At 44.4% G+C, this 12,652-nt stretch carries 10 protein-coding genes and 2 rRNA genes; all 12 read left to right on the forward strand.

Annotation, left to right across the window (positions count from 1 at the left end; all coding sequences use genetic code 11):
- Positions 1 to 121, forward strand: a 23S ribosomal RNA gene (locus GLW00_RS18795); the annotation flags it as partial.
- An 89-nt stretch (positions 122 to 210) separates the two neighbouring features.
- Positions 211 to 324: ribosomal RNA gene (gene rrf, locus GLW00_RS18800) — 5S ribosomal RNA — on the forward strand.
- Positions 325 to 409: 85 nt separating this feature from the next.
- Positions 410 to 1,102, forward strand: a complete 693-nt coding sequence (locus GLW00_RS18805) for an MgtC/SapB family protein (protein ID WP_160916702.1) — start codon at positions 410 to 412, stop codon at positions 1,100 to 1,102.
- Positions 1,103 to 1,269: 167 nt separating this feature from the next.
- Positions 1,270 to 1,734, forward strand: a complete 465-nt coding sequence (locus tag GLW00_RS18810) for a CtsR family transcriptional regulator (protein WP_160916703.1) — start codon at positions 1,270 to 1,272, stop codon at positions 1,732 to 1,734.
- Between the two features lie 20 nt (positions 1,735 to 1,754).
- The gene (gene mcsA / locus GLW00_RS18815) at positions 1,755 to 2,303 is read left to right on the forward strand and encodes a protein-arginine kinase activator protein McsA (RefSeq protein WP_160916705.1); all 549 of its coding nucleotides are present in this window, start codon (positions 1,755 to 1,757) and stop codon (positions 2,301 to 2,303) included.
- Positions 2,303 to 3,373, forward strand: coding sequence for a protein-arginine kinase McsB (mcsB, locus tag GLW00_RS18820; RefSeq protein WP_160916707.1), 1,071 nt, complete (start codon positions 2,303 to 2,305; stop codon positions 3,371 to 3,373). Before mcsA ends, mcsB begins: the two co-directional genes overlap by 1 nt.
- Before the next feature lie 18 nt (positions 3,374 to 3,391).
- A complete protein-coding gene (gene clpC / locus GLW00_RS18825; protein WP_160916709.1) occupies positions 3,392 to 5,851 on the forward strand; it encodes an ATP-dependent protease ATP-binding subunit ClpC in 2,460 nt (819 codons plus the stop codon).
- Between the two features lie 261 nt (positions 5,852 to 6,112).
- Entirely contained in the window at positions 6,113 to 7,492 is a 1,380-nt protein-coding gene (gene radA, locus GLW00_RS18830; RefSeq protein WP_160916711.1) for a DNA repair protein RadA, read from the forward strand.
- Positions 7,493 to 8,566: a DNA integrity scanning diadenylate cyclase DisA gene (disA, locus tag GLW00_RS18835; RefSeq protein ID WP_160916713.1), complete on the forward strand. Its 1,074-nt coding sequence runs from the start codon at positions 7,493 to 7,495 to the stop codon at positions 8,564 to 8,566.
- A 154-nt stretch (positions 8,567 to 8,720) separates the two neighbouring features.
- Positions 8,721 to 9,815, forward strand: a complete 1,095-nt coding sequence (locus tag GLW00_RS18840) for a PIN/TRAM domain-containing protein (protein ID WP_160916715.1) — start codon at positions 8,721 to 8,723, stop codon at positions 9,813 to 9,815.
- A 98-nt stretch (positions 9,816 to 9,913) separates the two neighbouring features.
- Positions 9,914 to 11,104, forward strand: a complete 1,191-nt coding sequence (locus tag GLW00_RS18845) for a bifunctional 2-C-methyl-D-erythritol 4-phosphate cytidylyltransferase/2-C-methyl-D-erythritol 2,4-cyclodiphosphate synthase (RefSeq protein WP_160916717.1) — start codon at positions 9,914 to 9,916, stop codon at positions 11,102 to 11,104.
- 57 nt (positions 11,105 to 11,161) lie between these two features.
- Positions 11,162 to 12,631 (forward strand): glutamate--tRNA ligase, encoded by a 1,470-nt coding sequence (gene gltX, locus GLW00_RS18850; RefSeq protein WP_160916719.1) that lies wholly within the window; start codon positions 11,162 to 11,164, stop codon positions 12,629 to 12,631.
- The last annotated feature ends 21 nt before the right edge of the window (positions 12,632 to 12,652 follow it).

Below are 12,652 nucleotides of genomic sequence, written 5' to 3' on the forward strand. Positions count from 1 at the left end.
GAGATTTCCCTTTGCTTTAAGCAAATAAGATCCCTCAGAGACGATGAGGTTGATAGGTCCGAGGTGGAAGCGTGGTGACACGTGGAGCTGACGGATACTAATGGATCGATGACTTATCTATCTGATTATAATCATTCGTGAAGAACGTTGCTTTTCAAACAAGATGTTTCCTTATCCAGTTTTGAGGGTTCACCTCAAACTTTATATTGATGTGGTGGTGAAGGCGAAGAGGTCACACCTGTTCCCATACCGAACACAGCAGTTAAGCTCTTCAGCGCCGATGGTAGTCGGGTTTACCCCCGTGAGAGTAGGACGCCGCCACATCACTTGAAAAACCAGAAGATCATTCTTCTGGTTTTTTTCTATATCAACTTCATTAAACATAGACATAAAAGAAAGGAGGGATCGTTTGAACTGGTCATATTTCTTTCATGACGACATTCTTTTATTTGTTTTCCGGTTATTTTTTGCACTCCTTCTTTCAGGGTTGATTGGCTTCGAGAGGGAAGTCAAGAATCATTCGGCTGGCTTCCGCACCCATATTCTTGTCGGGGTGGGGGCTTGTATGATGATGCTCCTTTCCTTGTATGGTTTTGAAACGTTTATTGATCAATATGAACATGTCCGTTTCGATCCAGCCCGCATCCCTTCCTATGTCATTAGCGGCATTGGATTTTTAGGGGCCGGCACTATAATTGTCAACGGGATGACTATTAGAGGGTTAACTACAGCAGCTTCCATATGGACGGTAGCCGGTATTGGCCTCGTTGTTGGTGCAGGGATGTATGACGTGGCGACGGTCACAACAATCTTTGTGCTTATGAGCTTAGTTTTTCTAAATAAGGTTGAAAAAGAAAAGTTCAATGGGAATCGAAAAAATATTTTTCAAGTGACCATAAGTAAGGATGCTCCGGTTAATAAAGTGTTGACCGTATTTGAACAAATGAAGTTGGATGTCCGGAAAATAGATATTGTTGCGTTGGATCAAACTCAAAAAAAGGTCGTCGTTGAATTGAATAAAGGACAAAGGTATGATCGATCCCTTCTTTTAGAGCGTCTGTCTTTGATGGATGGTGTAGAAGAATGTGGACATCGGTACTAAAGAGTTGCACAGTTGATTCTGTGCAGCTTTTTTTGTTTTATTTCATGATGAAAAGGGGAAACATAGAAGATGTAATTCTTCTAAACAAACAAGTTGCATGACAAACAAAAATGAGTATAATAAAATTAAAGTCAAAGATAGTCAAAGTCAAAAGAGGGGGAGGGAGCATGCGGAATATCTCTGATGTTATTGAAGAATATCTCAAAGAGATCTTAGATGAAAATCGACACCAGGCGATTGAAATCAAGCGTAGTGAACTTGCCGAGAAATTTGATTGTGTACCTTCACAGATCAATTATGTGATTAAGACACGTTTTACTGTGGAAAAAGGATATATAGTGGAAAGTAAAAGGGGAGGCGGCGGGTATATCCGTATCAGCCGAATCCAGTACCGAAAAGGATCAGAAATGATTGAAGAGGTGATGGAGCTCATCAACCCCCATGTTTCCCAAACGAAAGCCATTGATGTTCTTGAAAGGCTGGTAGATTATGAGATCATCACTGAACGGGAAAGCAAACTGATGGCAAGTGTTATCGATCGCGACGTTCTTGCATTTTCTTTACCACTTCGCGATGAAGTTCGTGCCCGAATCATGACAGCGATGCTATTCACCCTTAAATATAAATGTTGAGTGAGAAGGGAGAGATTCAGATGGAGTGTCAGAAATGTCATCAGCGTCCTGCTACCGTCCATTTGACGCAGGTGATTAATGGTCAAAAATCAGAAGTCCATGTATGTGAAAAATGTGCGAAGGAAAATGGGTACATGAATTACGGGGAAGAGAACTTCACCTTGAATGATCTCCTTTCAGGTCTGTTCCATTCCGAGGGACCTTCTCCTTTAAAAGGACAGAGCGCTCACTCATATACTCAAAAACCGATGCTGAAATGTCCCAATTGCGGGCTAAGCTACGAGGAGTTTGCAAGGATAGGGAAGTTTGGCTGTGCAGAATGCTATAAAACATTCGATGAACGACTGAATCCCATTCTGCGCCGTGTTCACAGCGGGAACACAAGACATGATGGAAAGATCCCGAAAAGGGAAGGTGGAAACTTACATCTTAAAAAAGAGATGGAAGAATATAAAACTAATCTTCGACAATTAATTGAGCAGGAAGAATTCGAAGAGGCAGCGAAAGTTAGAGATAAGATCAGATCTTTAGAAAGTCAACTGCATCATAGGGAGGATGGTGATGAGTAATGTCTTTACAGCAATTCATGAATGAAGCTATTAGTCCGTGGATGAAGCAAGAGGGTCCGGACAGCGATATTGTACTCAGCAGCCGTATACGACTTGCTCGTAATTTCTCACAACATCCTTTTCCTATCATTGCTTCAGAGGAGACATTGAATAAAGTGTTGGAATTCTTCCAGCAAGAGTTCCAAAAGAAGTCTTTCAGAGATTATAAAGACTTTGAGCTGGTCCAGATGAAAGATTTACAGCCTATTGAAAAGAGAGTATTGGTAGAAAAACATTTGATCAGTCCACATTTAGCTGAAAAAGCGGATAAGTCGGCGTCTCTCATCTCACAAAATGAACAAGTATCAATTATGATTAATGAAGAGGATCATATTCGCATACAGTTATATTTCCCCGGCTTTCAGTTGGATCAGGCACTGGAACAAGCCAGTCAACTGGATGATTGGCTCGAAGAAAAAGTGGATTATGCTTTTGATGAGAAACGGGGATATTTAACCGCTTGTCCGACTAATGTGGGTACGGGAATGAGAGCTTCTGTCATGATGCATTTGCCTGCCTTATCCATGACGAACCAAATAAACCGTATGACGCCGGCCATTAACCAACTGGGTCTTGTGGTGAGGGGGATTTACGGGGAGGGCAGCGAGGCTCTTGGAAATATTTATCAGATATCCAATCAGATTACCCTTGGTAAATCAGAAGAGGATATTGTTGAAGACCTTCACAGTGTCGTCAAACAGCTGATTGAACAAGAGAGAAAAGCAAGAGAAGCCTTGATGGCTCGCTCGAGTATTCAATTGGAGGACCGTATCTTTCGCTCCTATGGTGTATTGACCAATAGTCGAATCATAGAATCTAAGGAGGCGGCAAAATGCCTTTCTGACTTGAGGCTTGGCATCGATCTAGGATTCATCGATCATATTCCGCGAACGATTTTAAATGAATTGATGGTTCTTACACAGCCCGGATTCTTGCAACAATACGCGAAAACTCCTTTATCCCCTGATGAAAGGGATGTAAGAAGAGCATCATTAATTCGCGAACGACTTCAATTAGAAAATGAAGAATAATGTTAGGAGGGAATGTCCATGATGTTTGGGCGATTTACAGAAAGAGCACAAAAAGTATTAGCGCTGGCACAGGAAGAAGCTGTTCGTTTAGGTCATAATAACATTGGTACGGAGCATATCCTTTTAGGCTTAGTTAGTGAAGGAGAAGGCATAGCTGCCAAAGCTCTGACTGCATTAGGACTTGAGTCTTCAAAAATCCAGCAGGAAGTAGAGAAATTAATCGGTAAGGGAGAGAAAGTTTCCCAAACGATTCATTATACGCCTCGTGCGAAGAAAGTCATTGAGCTTTCTATGGATGAAGCTCGTAAACTGGGACACTCATACGTAGGAACTGAACATATCCTTCTTGGATTGATCCGTGAAGGAGAAGGCGTGGCCGCCCGTGTCCTGAATAACCTGGGTGTAAGCTTGAACAAGGCTCGTCAGCAGGTATTACAATTGCTTGGGAACAATGAGTCCACAGGTGGTCAAAACCGTCGTGGTGGCGGATCAGGTGCTCAGGCAGCGAATGCTAATACTCCGACGCTTGATTCACTGGCTCGTGACCTTACAGCGATTGCGAAAGAGGGAAACATTGACCCTGTCATCGGGCGAAGCAAAGAAATTGAGCGTGTCATTCAAGTATTGAGCCGTCGTACGAAGAATAACCCGGTTCTTGTCGGTGAGCCTGGTGTTGGTAAAACAGCCATCGCTGAAGGTCTGGCACAGCAGATTATGAATAATGAAGTACCGGAGATACTTCGCGATAAACGAGTGATGACCCTTGATATGGGTACCGTCGTTGCCGGGACCAAGTATCGTGGTGAATTTGAAGACCGCCTGAAAAAAGTGATGGAAGAGATTCGTCAGGCAGGGAACATCATCCTGTTCATCGACGAACTGCACACGTTAATCGGTGCTGGTGGGGCAGAAGGTGCGATTGATGCATCCAATATCCTTAAGCCGTCTCTTGCTCGTGGTGAATTGCAATGTATCGGTGCTACGACACTCGATGAGTACCGCAAATACATTGAGAAGGATGCTGCTCTTGAGCGTAGGTTCCAGCCTATCCAAGTAGATGAACCGAACCTCGATGAATCCATCCAAATTCTCCAAGGTCTTCGCGACCGTTATGAAGCACACCACCGTGTAACGATTACGGATGACTCAATCGAGTCCGCGGTCCGTTTCTCTGATCGTTACATCACAGACCGCTTCTTGCCGGATAAAGCGATTGACTTGATTGATGAAGCTGCATCCAAAGTTCGTCTGCGCTCCTACACAGCTCCACCGAACTTGAAAGAGTTAGAACAGAAGCTTGAAGAAGTGCGGAAAGAGAAGGATGCTGCTGTACAGAGTCAGGAATTTGAGAAAGCTGCCTCTTTAAGAGACAGTGAACAGCGCTTGAGAGATGAGTTGGAACAAACGAAAGATGAGTGGAAAGAAAAACAAGGGCAGGAAGATTCCGAAGTTACAGTAGAGGACATTGCTTCTGTCGTATCTACATGGACGGGAGTGCCTGTCTCCAAGATGACGAAAGATGAGAGCGAACGCCTTCTCCATCTTGAAGATACTCTTCACAACCGTGTGATCGGCCAGGAAGAAGCGGTCAAAGCGATTTCTAAAGCGATCCGCCGTGCCCGTGCCGGACTTAAAGATCCGAAACGTCCAATCGGTTCATTTATTTTCCTTGGACCAACAGGTGTCGGTAAAACAGAACTCGCTCGCGCTTTAGCAGAGAGCATGTTCGGAGAAGAAGATGCGATGATCCGAATCGACATGTCCGAGTATATGGAAAAACACAGTACGTCCCGCCTTGTCGGTTCACCTCCAGGTTATGTCGGCTATGATGAAGGCGGCCAATTAACAGAGAAAGTACGCAATAAGCCTTACTCTGTGGTCCTGCTTGACGAAATTGAAAAAGCGCATCCGGAAGTATTCAACATTTTGCTTCAGGTTCTTGAGGATGGTCGTCTAACCGATTCCAAAGGACGCGTCGTAGATTTCCGTAACACCGTGCTGATCATGACATCCAACGTCGGTGCTCAAGAATTGAAACAGAACAAATATGTTGGCTTCTCCATGGGTGATACCGATCAGGATTATAAAGATATGAAATCTAAAGTGACAGATGCTTTGAAGAAAGCGTTCCGTCCTGAGTTTTTGAACCGTATCGATGAAACGATTGTTTTCCACTCCCTGGAGAGAAAACACATGAAAGATATTGTGACATTGATGGTCGAAGAACTGCGTAAACGTCTGAAAGAACAAGAGATTGACTTCGTCTTATCGGATGCCGCTATTCAGCATATTGCAGAATCAGGGTTCGATCCGGAATACGGAGCACGTCCATTGCGCCGTTCTATACAAAAGAATGTGGAAGACCTGCTTTCAGAAGAACTCTTGAAAGAAAACATCGCCAAAGGGCAAAGTGTGAAAATTGAGCTTGATGATGATAAGAACTTTGTGGTTCATACCCAGCAAGAGTCTACGAATTAAAATAGTTGTATAGAAGCAGGAAGACTCAGATCACACAGATGGTGGAAATGACGAGGATGAAGGGCTGCTCCCCTTCTTCTATTTCATAGAAATTCATCATATAGTGAACAGAGCCTAAGAAAAATCGGAAGGGTTTGCCTTCCGATTTTTTTCTTCTTCCGCTATGATTTTACTAGAATGATTTAATACAATTGATAAGATCGTGAAACTGATTCACAATCTTTTACGTATAGAATAATAAGAATAAGGAGCGAGATAATCTTGGCAAAAAGGAAAACGAAGTTTGTTTGCCAGGAATGTGGGTATGAGACACCTAAATGGATGGGAAAATGTCCGGGGTGTAATCAATGGAACACGCTGGTTGAAGAAATGACAGCTGCTCCGGCGAATTCCAGACATGTGTTTCAGACAAGCTCCACTTCCGCAACAACGAAACCTGAAAAAATCACACAAATAAAGTCGCAAAAAGAACCACGTATGCCGACAGATATGCCTGAGTTTAACCGGGTGTTAGGTGGAGGAATCGTGGCGGGGTCTCTAGTTTTGATTGGCGGGGATCCGGGAATCGGTAAATCCACTCTTTTGCTTCAGGTCTCTGCACAGATCGCGAAAAAAGACTTTCCTGTCCTCTACATATCCGGGGAGGAGTCATCGCGACAAACGAAGCTTCGGGCCGAGCGTTTGGATATTACATCCGATGAACTCTATGTTTTACCGGAAACAAACTTACAGGATGTCATCAACCAAATTGAAAACATTGAACCAAAATTTGTGGTCATAGATTCGATCCAGACCATTTTCAAAGAAGATGTGACCTCTGCTCCGGGGAGCGTTTCCCAAGTTCGTGAATGTACAAGTCACTTGATGAGAATTGCTAAAAGCAAAGGTATCCCTATTTTCATCGTGGGGCATGTTACTAAAGAAGGTTCCATTGCCGGCCCACGTCTGCTTGAACATATGGTGGATGCCGTCCTTTATTTCGAAGGAGAGCAGCATCACACATTCAGAATTCTAAGAAGTGTGAAGAACCGTTTTGGAAGTACTCATGAAATGGGAATCTTTGAAATGAAGGAGAAAGGCCTGGAAGAGGTTCTGAACCCTTCAGAAATTTTCCTGGAAGAACGTTCGCAAGGGGCTGCGGGTTCAATCGTGGTGGCTTCCATGGAAGGGACAAGACCGGTACTTGTAGAAATACAGGCCTTGATCTCACCGACGGCATACGGAAACCCGAGACGGATGGCTACAGGTCTTGATAACAGCCGTGTACCGCTTTTAATGGCTGTTTTGGAAAAGAGAGCAGGGCTCCTGCTTCAGAACCAGGATGCTTACGTAAAAGTCGCTGGTGGCGTGAAATTGGATGAGCCGGCGATTGATTTAGCCGTTGCGATCAGCATTGCCTCAAGTTTCCGGAATCAGTCTCCAAATGGAGATGATGTGGTCGTTGGGGAAGTTGGCTTGACGGGTGAGATACGAAGAGTTGCAAGAATTGAGCAAAGGGTCCAGGAAGCGGCGAAATTAGGCTTCAACAGGGTCATCATTCCCAAGAAGAACATGGATGGCTGGACGCCTCCTTCTCAAATCGAAGTGATCGGTGTCAGTACCGTTCAGGAGGCGATGAAGGTAACACTGGGGGATTCATAAATGGAATGGCATGAAATCAACGAAAATGGAATCGGAGAAATTCTCCAGCTGGTGGCCCCTGGCACACCACTGAGAGATGGGATTGATAACGTCCTTCGTGCAAAAACAGGTGGGTTGATTGTGCTTGGATACGGCGATCATATGCGGGATCTTGTGGATGGCGGTTTCCATATCCAGTCTGATTTCACGCCCGCCCACCTTTACGAATTGGCGAAAATGGATGGGGCATTAATTTTAAATGACGAAGGAAAGCGCATTCTTTATGCCAATGCACAATTGATGCCGGACCCGGATATCCTGTCCACGGAAACGGGGATGAGGCACCGGACGGCAGAGCGGGTGGCTAAACAAACAGGGGCTCTCGTCATAGCGATATCTCAACGACGGAACGTAATCACGTTGTATAAAGGTTCTCTCCGTTACTCGCTCAAGGATATTGGTGTGATTTTGACGAAGGCCAACCAGGCGATTCAGACGTTGGAAAAGTATAAAAATGTACTGGATCAAAGTGTGACGAATCTTGGGGCCATGGAGTTTGAAAACATGGTTTCCTTTTCGGAAGTCGTGCAGGTCGTCCACCGTATTGAAATGGTGCTCCGGACGAAGACCGAGATCTTGAACTATGTGAATGAGCTCGGTACGGAAGGACGTTTGATTCAGCTGCAATTGACGGAATTAGTTTCGAATATTGAAGATGAAGCAACTTTGCTTTTACGTGATTATAGTAAGCGGCCGGATTATGAACCTTATTATATTCTGAGAAAAATGCAGGAAATCACCAATACGGAACTTCTCTCGGATGAGCAGGTATTGAAACTTATGGGGTATTCACCGAATACGAAATTGTCGGACCCTATCGTTCCCAGAGGGTACCGGATTTTAAGTCGTATCCCAAGACTTCCAGTTCTCATTATTGAACACTTGGTAGAAAGGTTTGGGACGTTGGAAGAGCTGATCCAGGCTTCTCCTAAAGAACTTGTTGAAGTCGATGGTGTAGGAGAGATTCGTGCGATGAAAATCAGAGATGGCCTTGATCGCATACAAGAACAGTTGTTCGTAGATCGCCATATATAAGAATATTGACTTATTTGTGAACAATATGGTATGATTATCTGTTTGCTCATTGACTTAATTTGGAAGTTGTGCTAAGTTAAAAACCATCATTCCTTTTTTATATGGTTAATGGTTGTTAGGTTTGGTCATACTGTGTTTGAGGAGGTGAATACAAGTGCTTAAACGTATCGTACAGTTGTTTATTGTCATAACCGGCGGAACCATCGGTTACCTCTATTTTCCAGAGTTGTTCACAACCATGGGACTGACATGGCAGAATTGGATTCAATCTGTCTTAGGGGCCGTACTAGGAGCACTTATATTATTTTTATTTACTTTTTGGATTGTGGATTATATTGTCGATTTTTTAAGGTGGATCGAGGACACTCTCGTCCGGGCCCCAGTAGCAGATTTGCTGTTTGGAAGTCTCGGTTTGATAGTCGGGCTGATTATCGCCTACTTGATCAACATCCCTGTGCAAGATATCCAAATTCAAGTAGTTAATCAGGTTGTACCGATCTTTTTAACATTCTTACTAGGTTACTTTGGGTTTCAGGTCGGTTTTAAACGGAAAGATGAATTCCTGAACTTGGTTTCAAGGAAAGAGAAGAAGCCAGAAGAAGAACTTCAGGAGGATTCTACCTTGGATCCTGCTTTGATTCCAAAACGAAAGATCTTGGATACAAGTGTCATCATTGATGGCCGTATTGCGGATATTTGCGATACACATTTTCTTGAAGGAACAATTGTGATTCCACAATTCGTATTGGAAGAATTGCAGCACATCGCTGATTCATCCGATGGTCTGAAAAGAAATCGTGGACGTCGTGGGTTGGATGTCCTGAACCGTCTTCAAAAAGATCTTCCTGTGAATGTTGAGATTTACGAAGGGGATTTCGAAGACATTCAGGAAGTAGACAGTAAGCTTGTGAAGCTTGCGAAAGTGATGGACGGGATTGTCGTAACGAATGATTTCAACTTGAATAAAGTTTGTGAGTTTCAAAATGTTCAAGTCTTGAACATTAATGATCTTGCGAATGCTGTGAAACCGGTCGTTCTTCCTGGGGAAGAGATGACAATTCAAGTCATCAAAGACGGGAAAGAGCAGAATCAAGGGGTCGCCTACTTGGATGACGGCACAATGATCGTTGTCGAAGAAGGGAAAGACTTTATCGGGAAGACAATTGAAGTGGTAGTGACCAGCGTGTTGCAGACATCAGCCGGTCGTATGATTTTTGCAAAGCCGAAATCACTTGAAAAAGCCTTGTAAAAACGGTATAAACAAATAGAGAATGACAAAAGTGATAACATGCGTGTTATCGCTTTTGTTATTTTATGAACGTCTAAACAAACGTAGGATGGATACGCATGAAAAAATATACAGCCATTATACTCGCGGCAGGGCAGGGGAAGCGGATGCTCGCCGGCCGCAATAAACAGTTTTTGAGAATCGGTGACCAACCGTTAATCTGTCATACCCTTTCCGTCTTTGATGAGGATGATTGGTGTGAAGAGTTGATCTTAGTGACTAACGAACGCGAACGGTCCCAGATGGAAGAGCTTCTACAAGAATATCCGCTCCGTCAGCCGGTACACCTCGTCAATGGAGGAGCAGAACGGCAGGATAGTGTATTTGCAGGGTTGCAGGCCGTTCGAAACAGAGGGATTCCTGTGTTTATTCATGACGGGGCCCGTCCGTTTGTCCCTCAGGAGCTCTTACACGAACTGTCGGTGACGACATACGAAAAAGAGGCTGCTCTTCTTGCCGTACCGGTGACGGATACGATCAAGCAGAAGTCAGATCATGGGTTGGACACATTGGATAGAAGTACGTTATGGGCGGCCCAGACTCCTCAAGCCTTCTCTTATCATTTGATTTATGATGCGCATGAACGAGCGAGGAAAAGCAGATACTACGGCACAGACGACGCTTCTCTCGTTGAGAGGTTGGATAAAGAAGTGGCCATCGTGAAGGGAAGCTATGACAATATCAAGCTTACGACTCCAGAAGACTTACATAAAGCCCAAGCTTACTTGAGTAATCAGAGAAATGGAAAGGTGGAGGATGGCCCTATGTTTCGTGTCGGCCAAGGATTTGATGTACACCAATTGACGGAAGGACGTCCTTGTATCATCGGAGGAATCGAAATCCCACATGAAAAGGGGTTGCTCGGTCATTCAGACGCAGATGTCCTGCTTCACACGATTGCGGATGCGTGTCTTGGAGCAATTGGTGAAGGGGATATCGGCAAACATTTTCCAGACACGGATCCTGCATTCAAAGATGCAGACTCAGGGAAACTGCTTCAGCACGTGTGGGATATCGTGACAGAGCGTGGGTATGAACTGGGGAACATGGATTGTACGGTAATCGCCCAGGCTCCTAAAATGGCGCCCTACATTGATCAAATCCGTGAGAGCATCGCCTCTCTCCTTAGGGTGGAACCTGGACGGATTAACGTGAAAGCAACAACTACAGAAAAACTCGGCTTTACAGGCCGGAAGGAAGGAATTGCCGCACAAGCGGTCGTCCTTTTGCAAAATAATCAGCATACCTAAACAAAAAGTGATAAAATAAGTCAAGGATATAGACCGGAACAGGAAAGGAGAACAATTATGTCTAACGAAGTAAGGGTGCGTTATGCACCAAGTCCGACAGGGCACCTTCACATTGGTAATGCGAGGACAGCTCTATTCAACTACCTTTATGCGAAAAACGCAGGTGGAAAGGTCGTCATTCGTATTGAGGATACGGATGAAAAGCGTAACGTCGAGGGCGGAGAAAAGAGCCAGCTCGACTACTTGAAATGGTTGGGTATTGAATGGGACGAGAGTTCAGAAAAAGGGGGCGAATATGGTCCCTACCGTCAGATGGAACGTCTGGATATTTACAAGAAATATGTCGATGAACTAATGGAACGCGGTCTTGCTTACAAATGCTATATGACATCAGAAGAGCTTGAAGCAGAACGTGAAGCGCAAATGGCACGTGGCGAAGCGCCGAAATACTCTGGTGCGCACCGCGACCTTACAGAAGAGCAAATCGCAGCATTTGAAGCGGAAGGCCGTAAGCCTAGTATTCGTATCCGCGTCCCTGAAAACCATACGTACACGTTCAACGATATCGTCCGTGGGGACATCACTTTTGAGTCCAGCGATTTTGGTGATTGGGTCATCGTTAAGCAGAACGGAACTCCAACGTATAATTTTGCTGTTGCGATTGATGATTATTTAATGAAAATCACACACGTCCTTCGCGGGGAAGAGCATATTTCCAATACACCTAAGCAAATGATGGTGTATGAAGCGTTCGACTGGGAAGCTCCAAAGTTCGGTCATATGACATTGATCCTCAATGAAGAGCGTAAGAAACTGAGTAAGCGTGACCAGCACATCCTTCAGTTTATTGAACAATATAAGAATCTAGGATACCTTCCGGAAGCTCTCTTCAACTTCATCACTCTACTAGGGTGGTCGCCAGTCGGGGAAGAAGAAATATTCACACAGGATCAGCTTGTGGAGATCTTTGATGCAGATCGACTATCCACTTCACCAGCGGTCTTTGACCCGGCGAAGCTGAAGTGGATGAACAATCAGTACATTAAAGCTTCTGATTTGGACCGCGTTGTTGAGCTTGCTCTGCCTCATTTAATTGAAGCTGGACGCTTGTCTGAAGATATGAGTGAGGAAGATCGAAAGTGGGCTCGTGAGCTTATCAGTCTTTACCAGGAACAATTGAGCTATGGAGCGGAAATCGTCGAACTGACCGAATTGTTCTTTAATCAGGAAATTCAGTATGATGAGGCTGCGATGGAAGTCCTTGAAGGAGAACAAGTACCGGAAGTATTGGAAACGTTCAAGAAGAACCTTCATGAGCTTGAAGAATTCACACCTGAAAACATTAAAAAGCAAATCAAAGCTGTTCAGAAAGAGACAGGGCATAAAGGGAAGAAGTTGTTTATGCCTGTCCGTGTAGCAACGACCGGTCAAACCCACGGCCCTGAACTTCCGAATGCGATTCATTTGCTTGGACTCGAAACGGTCACGGTTCGTCTGAATGATGTATTAAGCAAGTTGCAAGCTTAATTCGTTCACAAGTGGGAAAGA

The sequence above is a fragment of the Halobacillus litoralis genome, assembly GCF_009856445.1.
GTDB lineage: Bacteria > Bacillota > Bacilli > Bacillales > Halobacillaceae > Halobacillus > Halobacillus litoralis.

Excerpts from the sequence above, each read along its gene's own strand:
- GLW00_RS18810 (WP_160916703.1), top strand. The coding sequence starts at position 1,270 with ATGCGGAATATCTCTGATGTTATTGAAGAATATCTCAAAGAGATCTTA.
- mcsA (WP_160916705.1), top strand. The coding sequence starts at position 1,755 with ATGGAGTGTCAGAAATGTCATCAGCGTCCTGCTACCGTCCATTTGACG.
- disA (WP_160916713.1), top strand. The coding sequence starts at position 7,493 with ATGGAATGGCATGAAATCAACGAAAATGGAATCGGAGAAATTCTCCAG.
- mcsB (WP_160916707.1), top strand. The coding sequence starts at position 2,303 with ATGTCTTTACAGCAATTCATGAATGAAGCTATTAGTCCGTGGATGAAG.
- gltX (WP_160916719.1), top strand. The coding sequence starts at position 11,162 with ATGTCTAACGAAGTAAGGGTGCGTTATGCACCAAGTCCGACAGGGCAC.
- GLW00_RS18845 (WP_160916717.1), top strand. The coding sequence starts at position 9,914 with ATGAAAAAATATACAGCCATTATACTCGCGGCAGGGCAGGGGAAGCGG.
- clpC (WP_160916709.1), top strand. The coding sequence starts at position 3,392 with ATGATGTTTGGGCGATTTACAGAAAGAGCACAAAAAGTATTAGCGCTG.